This window comes from Mesorhizobium sp. B3-1-9, from assembly GCF_006439595.1.
GTDB lineage: Bacteria > Pseudomonadota > Alphaproteobacteria > Rhizobiales > Rhizobiaceae > Mesorhizobium.
Map to the genome: position 1 here is coordinate 1 of NZ_VFTJ01000013.1, position 18072 is coordinate 18072.

21 protein-coding genes are annotated in these 18072 nt (G+C 63.4%); 13 read left to right on the forward strand and 8 right to left on the reverse strand.

The window, feature by feature from the left end; translation table 11 throughout:
* The first annotated feature begins 237 nt into the window (after positions 1 to 237).
* Positions 238 to 651, forward strand: coding sequence for a BA14K family protein (locus FJW07_RS21220; RefSeq protein ID WP_140647550.1), 414 nt, complete (start codon positions 238 to 240; stop codon positions 649 to 651).
* Positions 652 to 718: 67 nt separating this feature from the next.
* Here FJW07_RS21220 and FJW07_RS21225 read toward each other — a convergent pair whose 3' ends face one another.
* The 3 genes from FJW07_RS21225 to FJW07_RS21235 all read right to left on the reverse strand — a co-directional run bounded on the left by FJW07_RS21225 (position 719) and on the right by FJW07_RS21235 (position 2885).
* Complete coding sequence (locus tag FJW07_RS21225) at positions 719 to 1360, reverse strand: MBL fold metallo-hydrolase (protein WP_140858678.1); 642 nt, start codon at positions 1358 to 1360, stop codon at positions 719 to 721.
* Positions 1361 to 1536: 176 nt separating this feature from the next.
* The gene (locus FJW07_RS21230) at positions 1537 to 1845 is read right to left on the reverse strand and encodes a hypothetical protein (protein WP_140647552.1); all 309 of its coding nucleotides are present in this window, start codon (positions 1843 to 1845) and stop codon (positions 1537 to 1539) included.
* 146 nt (positions 1846 to 1991) lie between these two features.
* Positions 1992 to 2885, reverse strand: coding sequence for a branched-chain amino acid aminotransferase (locus FJW07_RS21235; RefSeq protein WP_140653382.1), 894 nt, complete (start codon positions 2883 to 2885; stop codon positions 1992 to 1994).
* A gap of 262 nt (positions 2886 to 3147) precedes the next feature.
* On the opposite strand from FJW07_RS21235, the gene FJW07_RS21240 reads away from it, so the two are divergent.
* The 4 genes from FJW07_RS21240 (at position 3148) to FJW07_RS21255 (ending at position 7189) form a co-directional block, all read left to right on the forward strand.
* Complete coding sequence (locus tag FJW07_RS21240; RefSeq protein ID WP_140647554.1) at positions 3148 to 3675, forward strand: MarR family transcriptional regulator; 528 nt, start codon at positions 3148 to 3150, stop codon at positions 3673 to 3675.
* On the forward strand, positions 3662 to 4381 hold the full coding sequence (locus FJW07_RS21245; RefSeq protein ID WP_095766537.1) for a response regulator transcription factor: 720 nt from the start codon (positions 3662 to 3664) through the stop codon (positions 4379 to 4381). The genes FJW07_RS21240 and FJW07_RS21245 overlap by 14 nt, the downstream gene beginning before the upstream one ends.
* Positions 4382 to 4433: 52 nt before the next feature.
* A complete protein-coding gene (locus tag FJW07_RS21250) occupies positions 4434 to 5849 on the forward strand; it encodes an ATP-binding protein (RefSeq protein WP_140858679.1) in 1416 nt (471 codons plus the stop codon).
* 275 nt (positions 5850 to 6124) lie between these two features.
* Positions 6125 to 7189: a glycosyltransferase family 1 protein gene (locus FJW07_RS21255; protein ID WP_140858748.1), complete on the forward strand. Its 1065-nt coding sequence runs from the start codon at positions 6125 to 6127 to the stop codon at positions 7187 to 7189.
* On the opposite strand, the gene FJW07_RS21260 is transcribed toward FJW07_RS21255, so the two are convergent.
* From FJW07_RS21260 to FJW07_RS21270, 3 genes are all read right to left on the reverse strand, one after another.
* The gene (locus FJW07_RS21260; protein WP_140858680.1) at positions 7181 to 7540 is read right to left on the reverse strand and encodes a tRNA-binding protein; all 360 of its coding nucleotides are present in this window, start codon (positions 7538 to 7540) and stop codon (positions 7181 to 7183) included. The genes FJW07_RS21255 and FJW07_RS21260 overlap by 9 nt on opposite strands.
* 18 nt (positions 7541 to 7558) lie before the next feature.
* Positions 7559 to 8059, reverse strand: coding sequence for a YbjN domain-containing protein (locus tag FJW07_RS21265; RefSeq protein WP_040989643.1), 501 nt, complete (start codon positions 8057 to 8059; stop codon positions 7559 to 7561).
* Between the two features lie 313 nt (positions 8060 to 8372).
* Positions 8373 to 8675 (reverse strand): accessory factor UbiK family protein, encoded by a 303-nt coding sequence (locus tag FJW07_RS21270; protein WP_140647557.1) that lies wholly within the window; start codon positions 8673 to 8675, stop codon positions 8373 to 8375.
* Between the two features lie 210 nt (positions 8676 to 8885).
* Between FJW07_RS21270 and FJW07_RS21275 the strand changes: the two genes are divergently transcribed.
* From FJW07_RS21275 to FJW07_RS21305, 7 genes are all read left to right on the forward strand, one after another.
* Complete coding sequence (locus FJW07_RS21275) at positions 8886 to 9125, forward strand: BrnA antitoxin family protein (protein ID WP_140858681.1); 240 nt, start codon at positions 8886 to 8888, stop codon at positions 9123 to 9125.
* Positions 9126 to 9231: 106 nt separating this feature from the next.
* The gene (gene lgt / locus FJW07_RS21280; protein WP_140858682.1) at positions 9232 to 10086 is read left to right on the forward strand and encodes a prolipoprotein diacylglyceryl transferase; all 855 of its coding nucleotides are present in this window, start codon (positions 9232 to 9234) and stop codon (positions 10084 to 10086) included.
* Positions 10083 to 11150 carry a class I SAM-dependent methyltransferase gene (locus FJW07_RS21285; protein ID WP_140858683.1) on the forward strand — a complete coding sequence of 356 codons (1068 nt, stop codon included), beginning with the start codon at positions 10083 to 10085 and terminating at the stop codon, positions 11148 to 11150. Before lgt ends, FJW07_RS21285 begins: the two co-directional genes overlap by 4 nt.
* Positions 11151 to 11238: 88 nt before the next feature.
* Positions 11239 to 12027: a peptidoglycan editing factor PgeF gene (gene pgeF, locus FJW07_RS21290; protein ID WP_140858684.1), complete on the forward strand. Its 789-nt coding sequence runs from the start codon at positions 11239 to 11241 to the stop codon at positions 12025 to 12027.
* Positions 12027 to 13178 carry a Xaa-Pro peptidase family protein gene (locus tag FJW07_RS21295; protein ID WP_140703900.1) on the forward strand — a complete coding sequence of 384 codons (1152 nt, stop codon included), beginning with the start codon at positions 12027 to 12029 and terminating at the stop codon, positions 13176 to 13178. The genes pgeF and FJW07_RS21295 overlap by 1 nt, the downstream gene beginning before the upstream one ends.
* Before the next feature lie 54 nt (positions 13179 to 13232).
* A complete protein-coding gene (locus tag FJW07_RS21300; RefSeq protein ID WP_140858685.1) occupies positions 13233 to 13856 on the forward strand; it encodes a hypothetical protein in 624 nt (207 codons plus the stop codon).
* Positions 13857 to 14045: 189 nt separating this feature from the next.
* Positions 14046 to 14981, forward strand: a complete 936-nt coding sequence (locus FJW07_RS21305; RefSeq protein ID WP_126059768.1) for a ribose-phosphate pyrophosphokinase — start codon at positions 14046 to 14048, stop codon at positions 14979 to 14981.
* Here FJW07_RS21305 and FJW07_RS21310 read toward each other — a convergent pair.
* Both FJW07_RS21310 and FJW07_RS21315 read right to left on the reverse strand, forming a co-directional pair.
* Entirely contained in the window at positions 14978 to 15547 is a 570-nt protein-coding gene (locus FJW07_RS21310; protein WP_140858686.1) for a dihydrofolate reductase family protein, read from the reverse strand. The genes FJW07_RS21305 and FJW07_RS21310 overlap by 4 nt on opposite strands.
* A gap of 123 nt (positions 15548 to 15670) precedes the next feature.
* Positions 15671 to 16540, reverse strand: coding sequence for a helix-turn-helix transcriptional regulator (locus tag FJW07_RS21315; protein WP_140647565.1), 870 nt, complete (start codon positions 16538 to 16540; stop codon positions 15671 to 15673).
* Positions 16541 to 16704: 164 nt separating this feature from the next.
* On the opposite strand from FJW07_RS21315, the gene FJW07_RS21320 reads away from it, so the two are divergent.
* Complete coding sequence (locus tag FJW07_RS21320) at positions 16705 to 17934, forward strand: MFS transporter (protein WP_181166801.1); 1230 nt, start codon at positions 16705 to 16707, stop codon at positions 17932 to 17934.
* Positions 17935 to 18072 lie beyond the last annotated feature (138 nt).

Below are 18072 nucleotides of genomic sequence, written 5' to 3' on the forward strand. Positions count from 1 at the left end.
TCCCCAAAAATCAGTGTTGAATCTGATTTGCCGGCCTGTGGGAATCCCAATTCCTTAAATCGTCACTACGGCCTAGGCTCCAAAAGTCGCCCGGGCTTGAAAATCGGCAAGCCACGAAAAATCGTTTGCGCCGACTTCCGTTCAGCCTCCGTTCAGCCACGGTCTTCTATTAACCTTTGCTAAAGCCGGTCCGTATCCCCCGAAAAAATGCGCGGGCCGGCGCGAAGGAGACCGAAAATGAATAGCTTTCTCAAGACCGCCATCCTGAGCGTTGGCATTGCCGCGACCACCTTGGCCACCTTCTCGGCGGCCAATGCCGACGACTGGCGCTGGCACCATCATCGTAGTCACGGCGGTGACGCCCTTGCTGCCGGCGTCGTCGGCCTCGCGGCGGGCGCCCTGATCGGCAGTGCGCTCAGCAACCCTGGGCCGCGCTACTACGACCCGGCCTATGATGACGGCTATTATGTCGACCGGCCGGTGCGTCGCTACTACGTGCAGCAGCCGCGTGTCGTCTATGCCGACCGCTACGCCGAACCGTGGACCCGCGGCTGGTACGAGTATTGCTCGGATCGCTATCGCAGCTTCAATTCGCGCACCGGCACCTTCACCGGCAACGATGGCGCCCAGCATTTCTGCGTTGCCAATTAAGAAACGAGGGTTCCCTGCCCCGGGCAAAAGCGCCGCCTCCAGCGGCGCTTTTTCTTTGCCTGCGGGGTCAGGTCAGAAACGGATTGGTCCGCCGCTCGTCGCCAAAGCGGCTGCCCGGGCCATGGCCGCAGATGAAACCGATGTCGTCGCCAAGCGGCAGAAGCTTGTCCTTGATCGAGGCGATCAGCGCGGCATGGTCACCGCCGGGCAGATCGGTGCGCCCGATCGAGCCCCGGAACAGCACGTCGCCGACATGCGCGAACTTGGACGCCCGGTTGTAGTAGACGACATGGCCCGGCGCATGCCCCGGGCAATGCAGCACCTCGAACCGATGGCCGCCGAAGGAAACGACCTCGCCTTCGGTCAGAAAACGGTCCGGCACGCAATTGCGCACCGGGTCGGTGAGGCCGAAGCGCTTGGCCTGGTTCTCGAGATTGGCAAGCAGTGGTTTGTCGGCCTCGTGCGGGCCGATGATGTCGATGCCGAGCGCATCCTTCAGTTCCATCGCGCCGCCGGCATGGTCGATATGGCCGTGCGTGATCCAGATCGCGCCGGCGGTGATGGCATTGTCCTTCAGCACCGACAGTATTTTGTCGACATCGCCGCCGGGATCGACGACGACGCCATTCCTGTCGTCCATGTCGAACAGGATTGTGCAGTTCTGCTGGAAGGGCGTGACCGGCGCGATGCTGGCATTGAGCTGACCCATGGCTTTCCTTCCCCACCGCTTTCCTTCGAAGTGTCGCCTGATGTAGACAGCCCGGCGAACCTCGTCCACCATTGTCCGAACTTCGGGAGGAAATGCGCGGCCGAGGCTGCCGGCCATGTTCCCAAAAGGAATGGGCGGCCGAGGCCGCCCATGGCAAAGGTCCGAAAGAACCGGGCCTATTTCTTCATCGCATTCATGACCGCGCCGATGATGCCGGTCAGGATCGCGCCACCACCAACGCCGCCGAGGAGGTTCTTCAGGTCGAGCGCGCTGCCGATGCCACCCGCCGCCGCTGCCGCGTCAACGCCGCCGCCGCCGAGCAAACTGCCGAGAATGGCCGCGCCGCCGACGCCGCCGATCGCACCGCCGAGGATTTTGGTGACTTGGCCCATCGCCGCCTGCTTCAACGCCGCGCCAACCGCCTGGCCACCGATAACGCCGGCAATTACCTGTACAACGATCTGGATAATCGTGTTGCTGTCCATGTAACTAGTCCCTCCTTAGCCGCCAGCCTCCTCGGGCCGACGCCATCATGAGACGCTGAATTGTTTGAAAGTCAAATGCGCGGGCGCTTAAATAAAAGGGGCGGCTCGAAAACCGCCCCTATTGCACAAAAAAGCTGTGACTATCGCTATTCTGCAGCGATTGCGTGCTTCGGCTGCACCGCGGCGGAATAGTCATTCATCAACGTCTTGGCGATCTCGCCGACCTCGAATCGGTATGGACCGATCTCGGAAACCGGCGTGACCTCGGCGGCGGTGCCGGTGAGGAAGCACTGCTCGAAACCTTCGAGTTCCTCCGGCATGATGACGCGCTCGATCAATTCGAAACCGCGGTCCTTCGCCAGGCCGATCACCGTGCGGCGGGTTATGCCATCGAGGAAGCAGTCGGGCGTGGGCGTATGGATCTTGCCGTCCTTGACGAAGAAGATGTTGGCGCCGGTGGCTTCCGCCACCTGGCCGCGCCAATCGAGCATCATGGCGTCGGCGTAGCCCTTGGCCTCGGCGGCGTGCTTGGACAGCGTGCAGATCATGTAGAGGCCCGCGGCCTTCGACTTGGACGGCGCGGTGCGCGGATCCGGCCGGCGCCATTCGGCGACATCGAGACGGATGCCCTTGAGCTTCTGCGCGGGGTCGAAATAGCTCGGCCATTGCCAGATGGCGATGGCGCAGTTGATACGGTTGTTCTGCGCCGAAACGCCCATCTGCTCGCTGCCGCGCCAGGCGATCGGGCGCACATAGGCGTCCTGGAAACCCTGTTTCTTCAACAGCGTGCGGCAGGCCTCGTCGATCTCGGCGACCGGATAGGGAATCTTGAAGCCGAGCAGGCGCGCCGATTCATGCAGGCGCTCATTGTGTTCGGTCAGCTTGAAGATCTGGCCGCCATAGGCGCGCTCGCCCTCGAAGACGGCGCTGGCATAGTGCAGGCCATGGGTCAGCACATGGATCTTGGCGTCGGCCCATTTGACGAACTCGCCATTCATCCAGATGAAGCCGTCCAATTGATCGAAGGGAACGGATGCCATGGAAACCTCCCGCGGGCGAGTGCCCGCAAATCGTTGTGTCTTAAAGCCTTTCGTACCGGCCCCGCCACAGGATCCGAAAGACTGGCCAATGCTTGAAAGCGTAGGCGGATATTCAATCCGTGGCAAACTCAGGAAGTTCCAGAAAAACGGCTTCCCCTTGCCTTTTCGTTCGCAATCCGCCGAAAAGCTTGTCAAAAATTATCATTGTCCGGAAATTACGTCAATAGTACTGACATAATTCCCCGCCTCGCATGGAGAAATGATGACGAGCCCCGCAGCCGGTAAACCGATCAGGACGGCGATCGCCGATGAGGACGGCATCGACTTCGCCATCATTGAGCTGTTTTTCTTCGCCTATCGCGATTTCACCTCCGATCCGGACCAGATCCTGGCCGATTACGGCTTCGGCCGCGCCCATCATCGCGTGCTGCACTTCGTCAACCGCAGGCCGGGTCTCACCGTCGCCGAATTGCTCGATGTGCTGAAGATCACCAAGCAGAGCCTCGCGCGGGTTTTGAAGCAGTTGATCGACACCGACCATATCGTCCAGGTGCAGGGTCCGCGCGACCGCCGGCAGCGCGAGCTCTATCCGACCGCCAAGGGTCGCGCCTTGGCCTTGGCGCTGGCACGGCCACAGTCACGCCGCATCCGTGCGGCATTGGAGGATTCCGGAACCACCGAACGCGCCACGATCGAGCGTTTCCTGGAAGCGATGGTCAATCCGGAACTAAGAGCGCAGATCGACATTGTGCCTGCGCAAACATCGGGGAAGAACCATGGAGACCATTGAGAAGGTTGATCATCCGTCAGCGCCCGACGATGACGCGCCGCATCTCCTGGTCGTCGACGACGACACGCGTATCCGCAACCTGCTCAAGCAGTATCTGTCCGAGAACGGTTTTCGCGTCACCGTGGCCGGCAATTCCGGCGAGGCCAGGCGCAAGCTCGCCGGCCTCGACTTCGACCTTCTGGTGCTCGACGTGATGATGCCGGGTGAAACCGGCGTCGACCTCACCAAGGCGCTGCGGGCCGAGAAGAACGTGCCGATCCTGATGCTGACGGCGCTGTCCGAAACCGACAGCCGCATCACCGGGCTGGAGGCCGGCGCCGATGACTACCTGCCGAAACCGTTCGATCCGCGCGAGCTGATCCTGCGCATCAACAACATCCTGCGCCGTGGCGGCCCGGCGGCGACGCCGAAGGTGGAGCAGCTGGTGTTCGGGCCCTACACGTTCCAGATCGCCAAGCGCGAATTGAAGCGCGGCGGCGAGGCGCTTAAGCTGACCGACCGCGAGCAGGAGATCCTCGCGATCTTCGCTGCGCGGGCGGGCGAGACCATACCGCGCCATGAGCTGGTGGGCGATGAATCGGATGTCGGCGAGCGCACCATCGACGTGCAGATCAACCGGCTGCGCCGCAAGATCGAGCGCGATCCGTCCAATCCGGTGTGGCTGCAGACGGTGCGCGGTATTGGGTATCGGCTCAGCGTCGAATAAGTTACCGTCGAAGGCCCTTTGCTGAATAGGCCATCGACGAGCGGAAGGGCGAATGGCGACCACGCAACTGGACAAGCCGAAAGGAAGCGGTCTCGGCGATCTCGCATTGCGGACGCTGAGGGCGATGCCGCGCGCCTGGAACCGGTTCTGGCGCCTGGTCGCGCTCTATATGCCGAAGCGGCTTTACGCCCGCTCGCTGATCATCGTGATCGCGCCGATGATCCTGCTGCAGTCGGTGGTCGCCTTCGTCTTCATGGAGCGCCATTGGCAGACGGTCACGCAGCGCCTGTCGCAGGCGACTATCTCGGACATAGCGGCCGTCATCGACATGATGGAGACCTATCCGCACGATGCCGATTACGCCAACATCATCCGCATCGCCCAGGACCGCATGCAGTTGAAGGTGGATCTGCTGCCGCCAGATCCGCTGCCGCCGCCCGGCCCGAAACCGTTCTTCTCGATCCTCGACGAGGCCTTGTCGTCGGAGATCACGAAGCAGATCAACCGTCCGTTCTGGATCGACACGGTCGGAAACTCCAACGTCGTCGAGGTTCGCGTCCAGCTTGAAGGCAAGGTGCTGCGCGTCTTCGTGCGGCGCAGCCAGGCTTATGCCTCCAACACCCACATCTTCCTGATCTGGATGGTCGGCACCTCGCTGGTGCTGTTGATGATCGCCATCCCCTTCCTGCGCAATCAGATCAGGCCGATCCTGACGCTCGCCGAGGCCGCCGAGAGTTTCGGCAAGGGTCGGCCGATGCCGCGCGATTTCCGCCCGCGCGGCGCCGAGGAAGTCCGTCGCGCCGGCTTCGCATTCATCCAGATGCGTGAGCGCATCGAGCGCCAGATCGAGCAGCGCACCGCGATGCTGACCGGCGTCAGCCACGACCTCAGGACCATCCTCACCCGCTTCAAGCTGCAACTGGCGCTGGCCGGCGGCAAATCCGAGACCAAGGCGGCGCTGAACCAGGACATCGACGACATGCAGTCGATGCTGGAGGGCTATCTTTCCTTTGCCCGCGGCGAGGGGGCGGAGGATACCGGCCGTTTCGATCTCGAAACCTATTTCCAGAAACTCGGCGAGGAAGCCCAATTGCGCGGCTGCAAGCTCACGACGGCGCTGACCGGCGATCCGACAGTGCATGTGCGGCCGAACGCCTTTGCCCGTTTGCTGTCGAACGTCATCGGCAATGCCTTCCGCTATGCCAAGACCGTCGAGGTCCACGCCAATCACGGTCGCGGCTCGCTCACGGTCATCATCGACGACAACGGCCCCGGCATCGCGCCCGACAAGCGCGAAGAGGTTTTCAAGCCTTTCCTGCGGCTCGACGAGGCGCGCAACCTCGACGCCAGCGGCACCGGACTTGGCCTGTCGATCGCCCGCGACATCGCCCGCAGCCACGGCGGCGACATCGGTCTCGAGGACAGCCCGCTCGGCGGCCTGCGCGCCGTCATCAAGGTTCCTGCCTAGCCCGAGCATGATCCCGAAAAGTGAAAGCCGGTTTTCGGATAAGATCATGCTCGATCAAAAAAGCAGCTTCATCCGCCCGTCATGAAATCATGGTCAAGAGCGCGCATGAAGCGCGCGACCTTCGTTGATTCGGCCCTGCCGCCCCGCTTCGATCCCGTGCCCGCCCGGGTGCGCTGGAGCGAGGCGCGAGCTGCTGCCTGGCTGCCGTTCCGGCACCACGCCGGCGCGACCAGGAACTATCGCGGCAAAGGACCGTCATGCGCATCGGGATCGCCATGCGGATCCTGATGGTCACCGACGCATGGCGGCCCCAGATCAACGGCGTGGTGCACACGCTGGAACGTCTCACCGAGGCGCTGAAACCTTTCGACGTCGAGCTCGATTTCCTGACGCCGAACCTCTTTTACACCTTGCCGATGCCGACCTATCCCGACATCCGGCTCGCATTGACGACGCCTGGCCATGTCGCGCGTATGATCGACGCCGCCAAGGCCGACCACATCCACATCGTCACCGAAGGTCCGCTCGGCATCATGGCGCGCCGCCATTGCCGAAGGATTGGCCGCCCCTTCACCACCAGCTACCACACACGCTTTCCCGAATATCTCAGCGCCCGCCTGCCGGTGCCGGAGAGCTGGGCCTACAATTGGCTGCGCGACTTCCACAATTCGGGACAGGGCACGCTCGTCGCGACGCAATCGCTGGCGGACGATCTCGCGGCGCGTGGCTTCAACAAGCTGAGGCCGTGGACACGCGGCGTCGACACAGACCATTTCCGGCCCGACAAGCGCAAGGAAACCGGCTTCCCCCGCCCGGTTTTCCTGTGCGTCGGCCGCGTCGCGATCGAAAAGAACCTGGCCGCCTTCCTCGATCTCGATTTGCCCGGCAGCAAGGTTATCGTCGGCGAAGGACCGGAGCTGGCAAAGCTCAAGGCGCGCTATCCCAAAGCGAATTTCCTCGGCCACCGCCCGAACGACGAGCTGGCCGAGATCTATGCGTCGGCCGACGTCTTCGTCTTTCCGAGCCGCACCGACACCTTCGGCAACGTCATCATCGAGGCGCTGGCCAGCGGAACGCCCGTCGCCGCCTATCCAGTGACCGGCCCGATCGACATTGTCGGCGATGGCGTCGGGGGGGCCGTATCGAACGATCTGGGCGAGGCGGCGATGAAGGCGCTTCACGTCGATCGCGCCGAGGCACGCCAGCGCGCGATGCGCTACAGCTGGCAGGCCTGCGCCGAAATGTTCCTCGACGTGGTCGACGAAGCGCTGGGAATGCCAAGCAAGCGCGCCGATCAGGATCAGCTGGCTCCAGGTCGCCCCAGGCTCGTCCTAGAATAAACGCCCGCCGTCCGGCACCTTGCGTTCGATGGCGCCGAGCACGACCGCGCCTTCCTCATCGGGAAAGCCGAGCGTCAGCACCTCCGACATGAACGGGCCGATCTGGCGCGGCGGGAAATTGACCACCGCGAAGACCTGGCGGCCGATCAGCATTTCCGGCGCGTAGTATTTGGTGATTTGCGCCGACGACTTCTTCACCCCGATCGCCGGACCGAAATCGATCTTCAGCTTGATCGCCGGCTTGCGCGCCTCCGGAAACGGCTCCGCCTCGACGATCGTGCCGGCACGGATGTCGATACGGTCGAAATCGGCAAAGCTGATCTCGGACTTGCGCTCGCTGCTGGAACTCATCGGCGATATCGGCCTGGCTCAGGCGTTTCCATGGGTCTCGAAGAGCACGCTGGAGAGCGCGTCCTTGGCCGATGTACCCGACCAGACGACGAACTGGAAGGCCTGGAAATAGCATTCGCATGCCTCTAACGCCGACGACAGAAGCACCTCGACCTGCTGGCTCGAGGGCTCGACCCCACCGGCAAGCAGCAGCGACTGCCGGAACATGATCGCGCCTTCCTGTTCCCACAGATCGAAGTGGCCGAACAGCATCTGTTCGTTGATCAGCGACAACAGCCGCATCACTTCCAGCGCGCGCGTTTCCGGCACCTTGATGTCGAAGGCGCAGGCCAGATGCAGCGCCTCGAAATCCTCCATCCAGGAGAAGGAGACATGGTAATCGGTCCAGCTGCCGGCCACCGAAATCGAAATCTCGTCGTCGCCGGCGCGCTCGAAGGACCAGTCGTTGTTGTGGGCCACCTGCTCGATGACATCCACCGGGTGGATTTCGCGGGAGAATTCGAGTTCGAGGAGTTCCATGAATGCTTCCTGTGTTCAGGGGAGCGCCACACGCTCCGCGGGGCACACACGACGAACAATCTTGTCTAGAACTCGGACGGTCAGGACTTCCCAACGCAAAGACCCAACCGGACCCCACCGCCCGGCGCATGACCCTGCTTCGAATCATGCAACAAATTCAGTCTATTGATCGGGAGTCGCGTGAACAGCCCAATTTTTCGCACTGCGTCATCCGCATGTGGAAAGGTGGCTGTCACAGAGATTCATGCAATGCCGGTAAGCGATTCACGGCAAAGCGATTTTTCGGATCGCGCTATGTGGAAAAGTTTAACGATTATTTTTTTGCGCGGGGCTTTGCAGCACCCGTAGGTGCGGCTTGTCCGGTCAGTTCGGCAAGCTTGGCCTCGAGCGCCTCGACGCGCGTCGCCAACTGGATGTTGTCTTCCCTCGCCTTGACCGCCATCTCGCGAACGGCCTCGAACTCTTCGCGCTGCACGATATCCATGGAGTTCAGCATGCGCTCGGCCTGAGCCCGGAACGCCGTCTCCACTTCGCGCCGCACGCCCTGCGCGGCACCCGCGGCATCGGTCATGATCTTTGCGAATTCATCGAGAATGCGGTTCGGTCCGGTCGACATGGCAGATCCTCGCTTTGTCGTTTTGAGGTAGTGGCGAGCGCCGCGGAATGCAAGAACGTTACGGGTTGATGGGTCCTGTGCGTTGCTATGGCGCATGGCGGTGAATTGCCTTATGCAAAGCTCCGCAAGCGCCCCAGACTGTACTTGAGGGCACCCAATCGCCTAGTGTGTTGCGTATTGCTTCAGCGCTCTTCAGTCCAGGGTCAACCAATGGCAACGCCCCCACGCCGACCGACAAATCCGATGGCCGCCGCGGAAGCCGCCTTCAAGCCAGTCAAAAAACCGGCGACCCCGATTCGCGAGCCCGCCACCGCGCCAAACGTCAGAGAGCTTGTTTCGATCAGGATCGATCGAGCTGTGCTGGACCACTTCCAGGAAGATGGTGCCGGCTGGCAGGACAGGATCAACGACGCTCTAAGACAAATTGTCGTCGGCAAGCCACCGGTTTAAGACCACCTCTGTGACAATCAAGGCAATCACCACCTTGCCTTGACCCTGCCAAAACCCTGCCGCATGGTCCGCGCCCGACAGACGACCGCAACCGGGAGACCCCAGTTTGAGCGAATATTTCCTGCTGCCGCTGGCCTCCCTGCCCTTCCCCAACATCGATCCGGTCATCGTCAACATCGGGCCGCTCGCGGTGCACTGGTACGGCGTCGGCTATATCGTCGGCATCCTGTTCGCCTGGTGGTACGCCAAGCGCCTCGTCACCAATTCTCGCCTCTGGCCGGACGGCCGCCTGCCGATGAAGCCCGAGGACCTCGACGATTTCATCGTCTGGGCGGCGATCGGCGTCGTGCTCGGCGGACGCACCGGGTACGTGCTCTTCTACGACCTGCCGCGCTACATCGCGCATCCGCTCGACATCTTCGCCGTCTGGCAGGGCGGCATGTCGTTTCATGGCGGCCTTCTCGGCGTCATTCTCGCCATGACGCTGTTTTCGCTCAAGCGCCGCATCCACACCTGGACGCTGTTCGATGTGGTGTCGGCCGGCGTGCCGGTTGGGCTGGGCCTGGTCCGTGTCGCGAACTTCATCAATTCGGAGCTCTGGGGCCGGCCTTCGGAAGCGCCATGGGCGATCGAATTTCCCAATGGCGGGCCCTTCACTCGCCACCCTAGCCAGCTCTACGAGGCCTTGCTCGAAGGCCTGGTGCTGTTTCTGGTGCTGCGCTTCCTCACCCATTCGCGCCTCAAGCTGAAAACGCCGCGCTTCGTCGGCGGCGCCTTCATCTGCGGCTACGGCTTGTCGCGCATCTTCGTCGAGTTCTTCCGCGAGCCCGACCAGCAGCTCGGCTACCTGCTCGGCACCAACTGGCTGACCATGGGCATGATCCTGTCCACGCCGATGGTGCTCGCCGGCATCTGGGCCATGGTCACCGCAAAGCCGATGGCGCAACCGCGGACGGCATGACCCGGTTGAAGGAGCGCATCAAAGGCCTGATCGGCGCGACGGGGCCGATCCCGGTCAGCGAATATATGGCGCTCTGCCTGTTCGATCCCGACGCCGGTTACTACACGACGCGCGAACCCTTCGGCGCCGCCGGCGACTTCATCACCGCGCCCGAGATCAGCCAGATGTTCGGCGAGCTCGTCGCGGTCTGGCTCTACCGGGCCTGGCAAGGTGCCGGCCAGCCATTGCCCGCGACCTTCGCCGAGATCGGTCCCGGCCGCGGCACCTTGATGAAGGACATGCTGCGCACCTGGTCGCAGCTCGACCCGGCACTTACCGGCAAGGCCTCGTTTGCCCTCATCGAGACCAGCCCGCGCCTTGTCGAAATCCAAAGAGAGACGCTTGCCGGCCAAGACGCAAAGCTGGACTGGCATCAGACCATCGACACGCTGCCGCGGCAGCCGCTGTTCATCGTCGGCAACGAACTCTTCGACGCAGTGCCGATCCGGCAGTTCGTGCATGTCGGCGAAAGCTGGCGCGAGCGCATGGTCGGCCTCGACGACAATGACGAGCTGCGCTTCTTTGCCGGCGCGGGCTCGCTCGACCCCACGCTGTTGCCCGAAGATGCCTCCAACGCGCCCGAAGGCGCGATCGCCGAAGTGGCGCCGGCCCGTGTAGCACTGATGTCGGCGATCGCGGCGCGTATCGCTGCCCAGGGCGGCGCGGGCCTCTTTATCGACTACGGCCATATGCAGCCTGGCATCGGCGACACCTTGCAGGCCTTGCGCCGGCATCGGCGTGAAGACGTGCTGGCCGGCCCCGGCGAGGCCGATCTCACATCGCATGTCGATTTCGCCGCCCTTGCGACAGCGGTCCATCCTCATGGGCTTCGTGTCGAGATGACGACACAGGGAGAATTCCTGCTTGGCATGGGCTTGATCGAGCGCGCCGGCGCGCTCGGTGCGAACGCTGATGAGCAAGCCCGTCAAGCCATCTCCGATGCGGTCGAACGCTTGGCCGGCCCCGACGCGATGGGCGAGCTTTTCAAGGTTATGACGATCCTACCGGCGACGAGAGCTGCTTGAGCCGGCAGGCGCGTCCTGCCGCCTGGCCCTCTTTGTCGTCCGAACTTCGCCTTGACGAAACCGCCTTGCACGGACGACAAACCCAGCCATGCTGAATCAGACCAGACCAGATCCAGTACGCTCGCCGCTGCTTGAAAAGGCGCAAGGCATGCGCCACGGCTATTTCACCCGCATCGGCGGCGTCTCCGACGGCATCTATCGGGGGCTCAACATCGGCACGGGCTCCAGCGACGATCAGACACTGGTCGCCGAGAACCGGCGACGCGTTGCCGACTGGATGGGCGTGCCGGCCGATCACCTGTTGACAGCGCACCAGGTCCACTCGCCGGATGTCATTGTGGCCAGGGAACCCTTCCCGGGCCCTCGCCCGAAGGCCGATGCCATCGTCACCGACCGTCCGGGCATCGCCGTCGGCGCCTCGACCGCCGATTGCGGGCCGGTGTTGTTTGCCGATGCCGAGGCGCGCATCATCGGTGCCGCCCATGCGGGCTGGAAAGGCGCCTTCACCGGCGTGCTCGAGAACACTATCCTTGCCATGGAAGGCCTCGGCGCCCGCCGCGAGCGCATCGTGGCCGTTCTCGGTCCTTCCATCGGCCCCGACAATTACGAGGTCGGGCCGGAATTCGTCGCCCGCTTCGTCGAGGCCGATGCCGACAACCCCCGCTATTTCAGGCCATCGACGACCGCCGGCCACTCGATGTTCGACCTCAACCAATATACGGTCGACCGGCTGCGCAAGGCCGGCGTGACCGCCGAGGGCCTTGGCCGCTGCACTTACGCGGAAGAAGACCTTTTCTATTCCTACCGGCGCACCACACACCGCAAGGAAGCGGATTACGGGCGCCAGGTTTCGGCAATCGTCCTGGAGAAAGAGTAATGGCGCTGCATTTCGAACGATCGGAATTCGACGCGCGGCGCGACCGGCTGCTGATCGAGATGGCCGAGAAGAAGCTCGATGCCGTGCTGTTGTTCGCGCAGGAGAGCATGTACTGGCTGACCGGCTACGACACGTTCGGCTTCTGCTTCTTCCAGTGCCTGGTGGTGAAGGCCGACGGTTCGATGGTGCTGCTCACCCGTTCGGCCGATCTCAGGCAGGCGCGTCATACCTCGACCATCGAAAACATCGTGCTGTGGACCGATCGTCAGGGCGCCAACCCGGCGATCGACCTGCGCAACCTGCTCAACGACCTCGATCTGCTCGGTGCCCGCATCGGCGTCGAATACGACACCCACGGCCTGACCGCCTACAACGGCCGGCGCCTCGACGAGCAATTGCAGACCTTCGGCCAGATCGCCGATGCTTCCGGCATCGTTGGCCGCCTGCGCCTGTTCAAGAGCCCGGCCGAAATCGCCAAGGCGGAAAAGGCCGCCAATCTTTCCGACGACGCGCTGGAAGCCGCCCTGCCCCTGATCAAGCAGGGCGGCGACGAAGGGCTCATCCTTGCCGCCATGCAGGGCGCGGTCTTTGCCGGCGGCGGCGACTATCCCGCCAACGAGTATATCATCGGCTCCGGCGCCGATGCCTTGCTCTGCCGCTACAAGGCCGGCCGCCGCAAGCTCACCAAGAACGACCAGCTGACGCTCGAATGGGCCGGCGTCTTCCACCACTATCATGCTCCCATGATGCGCACCGTGCTGACCGGCAAGGTGTCGAAACGTCACCAGGAATTGTTCGACGCTTCCCGTGCCGCCCTGCTCGCGGTCGAAAAGGCGATGACGCCGGGCAACACGTTCGGCGATGTCTTCGACGCGCATGCCCGCACGCTCGAAGCGCACAATCTGACCAAGCATCGGCTGAATGCCTGCGGCTATTCGGTCGGCGCCCGCTTCACGCCGTCCTGGATGGACATGCCGATGTTCTACCAGGGCAACACGGAACCGATCGCACCCAATATGACGCTGTTCGCGCATATGATCATCATGGACTCCGAGACCGAGAGCGCAATGACGCTTGGCCGCACCTACCTCACCACGGAATCGGCGCCGAAGCCGCTGTCGCGCCATGATCTCGACTTGATCGTGCAGTGAATCCATAATGGTTGGTTCACGCGGGGGCGTTCGCCAGTAGGGAGTTTTCAGGCAATGAGACGATCGCAGGTGACGACCGTGTCATTGCTTGCGGCGCTGGCGCTTGGCGCCTGCACCAACGCCAAGGACGTACTGGAACCTTCGGCCATCACCCCGACGGCGAGTTCGGCCCAGTCTTTGCCTGCCCCGCAGGGCTCATCGACAACGGCCACGTCTCCGACCACGACCGCGCCTGCTCCTTCGCCCGCGCCTTCCACCGCAGTGTCGCCCGCGACACGCGCAACGCCGGCTCAGACCGCCGCCCTCGCCAGGACGCGGCTGCAGGTGGCGCCGATCGTCGGCGCCACGGTGGAGGCCGCGGCGCCCCTGACGGCGGAACTGCAGACCCGAGCCCGGCAGCGCGGCCTGACGCTTGTCGGCAGCACGGACCAGACGGCTACGCATGTGCTGAAAGGCTATTTTTCGACGATGTCCGAGGGCAAGGACACGACCGTGATCTATGTCTGGGACATCTACGACCCTTCCGGCAATCGCCTGCACCGCATCAATGGCCAGCAGAAGGCGCCTGCGGCCGGCAGCGGCGAGGGCTGGCCCACGGTGGCGCCTGCGACCATGCAGGCCATCGCCGACCAGACGATCGACCAGTTCGCCGCCTGGCTCGGCGGCGGCGCCGGTTGACCGAACTGTTGCCGGCCAAACTGTTGCCGGCCAAACTGTTGCCGGCTTGCGATGTTTTCCGTGTTTGTTGCGGTCGCCGGAAGGATTCCCCACAACGAGGCTTGCAATACCGGCCCGGCCCGCTAAAAGCCCGCATAAAAGGCTTATGAGAGTCTCTCCGGCCTCTCCATCCTTCACCAGGAACGGTGCATGAAGCTTTTCGCGGGCAATTCCAACCGGGTGCTGGCCGAAGCGGTCGCTCGCTATCTCAACATCCCGCTGGGGAAGGCCAGCGTCAGGCGCTTCGCCGACCAGGAAATCTTCGTCGAGATCCAGGAAAACGTGCGCGGCGAGGATGTCTTCATCCTGCAGTCGACCTCTTATCCGACCAATGACCATCTGATGGAACTGCTCATCATGATGGACGCTTTCATGCGCTCCTCGGCACGACGCATCACGGCGGTCATCCCCTATTTCGGCTATGCGCGGCAGGACCGCCGCGCCTCCGGCCGCACGCCGATCTCGGCCAAGCTGGTCGCCAACATGATCACCCGCGCCGGCGCCGACCGCGTGCTGACGCTCGATTTGCATGCCGGCCAGATCCAGGGTTTCTTCGACATCCCGACCGACAATCTGTTCTCGGTGCCGGTGATGGCCCGCGACGTGAAAGCCAAGTACAAGCAGCTCGGCAACGTCGTCGTCGTGTCGCCCGACATCGGCGGCGTGGTGCGGGCGCGCGCGCTGGCCAAGCGTTTCGACGCGCAACTCGCCATCGTCGACAAACGCCGCGAGCGCCCTGGCGAATCGGAAGTCATGAACATCATCGGCGCCGTCGCCGGCAAGGACTGCCTGCTGATCGACGACATCGTCGATTCCGGCGGCACGCTTTGCAACGCGGCCGACGCGCTGCTCGCCAATGGCGCGACCTCCGTCACCGCCTACATCACCCATGGCGTGCTCTCCGGCGGCGCCGTTGCCCGCATCGCCGGATCGAAGCTGCAGGAACTGGTGATCACCGATTCCATCCAGCCGACGCAGGGCGTACTCGACGCGCCGAATATCCGTGTCATTTCGATCGCCGACCTGATGGGCGAAGCGATCTCGCGCACGGCCACGGAAGAATCGGTGTCGAGCCTGTTCGATTAATCAAAACTGGTCGCCGCGGGCGCATAGCGCAGCAGCGTCACCCCTTGCGCAAGGCGCTCCGTGCCGAGCGGCTTCAACGCCAGCGACAGGCCGGACCGGAAATATGGCTTGCCGCCGCCCAGCACGACCGGATGCACGTAAAGCCGGTACTCGTCGATCAGCGCGGCACGCGCAAAATACCCGGCAAGCTCGGCGCCAGCGACGGAAATCTCGCCATCCGTATCCGCCTTGAGGGTCCTTGCCACCACCTCCGCATCACCCTTTACCAGACGGGCATTCGGCCCAACCTCCTGAAGCGTGGTCGAAAACACGACCTTCGGCGTCTCTCGCCAGGCGCGGGCAAAATCCCGCTCGACGTCTTCAGCGGCGATCTCGCGCTCCGGGCTGTCCCAGAAGCGCATGGTTTCATACATCCTGCGCCCGCAAAGCGCGATGGATGTCCGTCGCATCTCGTCGTTGAAATGCCGATGCAATTCTTCCTCGGGAACAGGCAGGTCGATGTCTCCGCTCGGCCCGGCGATGTAGCCATCCAGCGATGTCAGCATGGCATAGACGATCGTCGCCACTAGGCTTCCTCCGATTTTTGCCTCCAGCAAAAAGAGCACAACTGATTGCAATTCGCAATCAGTATTTGGAAAATAGAACCTGTGCTGAGAACGGGCGAACCGCTCAATACCGCGGGCGCTGCTTCACGCGGCGATCGGACCGCCTGTTCGGCGCGGGTTTTCACCGGCATCGCGCGCGCCGCGCATATAGCCGCGCGGCGAAGCGCCGAGCATGCGCTTGAACATGGTGATGAAAGCCGGCACGCTGTCATAGCCGAGATCGAGCGCTACTCTGGTGATCGGCTCGCCGTCGGCAAGCCTCGGCAGCGCCGCGAACAGGCAGGCCTGCTGGCGCCAGGTCGACAGCGACAGCCCGGTCTGGCGATGGAAGGCGCGGGTGAAGGAGCGGCGGCTCATGCCCGCGGCATCCGCCCATTCGTCGATCGTCGCATGCGGTGAAGGGGCTGCCACGAAGCGCCGGCAAAGCGCCGCGAGCTTCGGATCGGACGGGAAAGGCAGGCCGAGCGGCCGTTCCGGCAGGCTCGGGATCTCGTGCAGCAAAAGTCCCATGACGAGCGCGGCACGCCCTTCGAGCTCGCCGCCCTGGGGCAGCTTCTCCGATTCGACGATCAGGCTGTGCATCAGCTCGGTGATGCCGACGACGCGCAAGCCTTCCGGCAGGCCGGCAATAGCGTCCGGCATCACATAGACCGAGCGCATCGAGACGTCGCCGAGCATCTCGACGGCGTGCTCGGTGCCGGCCGGTATCCACATCGCATGGTCGGGCGGCACCATCCAGCGTCCGTGCCTGGTCGTCACCAGGACCACGCCAACCAGCGCGTGCAGCAGCTGGCTGCGGCTGTGGCGGTGCTGCGGCACGCGATAGCCGTCCGGATATTCGGTCGGCAGCGCGACCGCCGGCCCGACGGCCTGTTCCAGCCATTGCCAGCGGCTTTCATGCAGCCGGCCGAGCTCGGCGGCGTCGCCTCTGAATATCTCCCGGCTATTTGGCATCGGATGTGGCCCACTTGCGAAACTATTGGACCAAACCACGAAAGAAGTCGCTTGGCAACAGGCCTATAAGGCCGCCTGCGGTTCGCCGCCTAGAGCATGATCCCGAAAAGTGGGAACCGGTTTTCGGACAAGATCATGCTCCAACAAGACTACGGAGCATTGCCTTGACTGATACGACCGCCACCTCCGTCGCCGCACCGGCGCCGGCAAGCAACATCTCGGCGCAGGCGACGGCCTTCACCGTCATTCTTGCGGTGAGCTTCTGCCACTGTGTCAACGACATCATGCAGTCGCTGCTTTCGGCGATCTATCCGCTGCTCAAGGACAATTACGGTCTCGATTTCTGGCAGATTGGCCTTCTGACCTTCACCTTCCAGGTGACGGCTTCGCTGCTGCAGCCGGTGATCGGCATGATCACCGACAAGAAGCCGATGCCCTACTCCTTGCCCTGGGGCATGGCCTCGTCGCTGGTTGGCCTGGTGGTGCTCGCCCATGCCGGCCATTACTGGCTGCTCCTGATCGGCGCCTCGCTGATCGGCATCGGCTCGGCGATCTTCCATCCGGAATCCTCGCGCATCGCCCGCTTTGCATCTGGCGGCCGCTTCGGCCTTGCGCAATCGCTGTTCCAGGTGGGCGGCAATTTCGGCCAGGCCATGGGCCCGCTGCTCGCCGCCTTCATCGTCGTGCCGTTCGGGCAGACCAGCATCTCCTGGTTCGCCGTCGGCTCGCTGATCGGCATCGTCGTCTTGTGGCAGGTCGGCGGCTGGTATAGCCGTCTGCGCGCCTCGCTGGCCACCCGCAAGCAGGCCGCCCATGTCTCGCCCTTCGCGCGCAAGAAGGTGATGTGGGCGCTGGCCGTGCTGACGCTGCTGGTGCTGACCAAGAACGCCTATATCGCCTCGCTCTCCAGCTACTACACCTTCTACGCCATGCATAAGTTCGGCGTTTCGGTGCAGATGAGCCAGGTGATGCTGTTCCTGTTCCTCGGCGCCTCGGCGCTGGGCATCCTGCTCGGCGGTCCGTTCGGCGACCGCTATGGACAGAAGGCGATGATCTGGTTCTCGATCGTCGGCGTGCTGCCCTTCACGCTGGCGCTGCCCTACGCCAATCTGGAATGGACGATGGTGCTCACCGTGCTGATCGGCCTGATCCTGTCGTCGGCCTTCTCCAACATCGTCGTTTTCGCGCAGGAACTGGTCCCGGGGCGCGTCGGCATGATCGCCGGCATCTTCTTCGGCTTCGCCTTCGGCATGGGCGGCATCGCCGCCGCGGTGCTCGGCGTCGTCGCCGACATGAAGGGCATCGACTTCGTCTACCAGATCTGCTCGTACCTGCCCTTCCTCGGCCTGCTGACCGTGTTTCTGCCCGACATGAAGGAAGCGCGGAAGGCCTGAGCCGGCGAAATCGGCGGCCAAGCCGCCGTTCAGCCTATAATCGCCGCCGGGTTTGAGACCTTGAAGGTCCCGGATCCGGCGGCATCTCATGGCGCAGCGCTTGCATTGCCCAAAACGCAGGTTCTTTTCTCGGCGCCC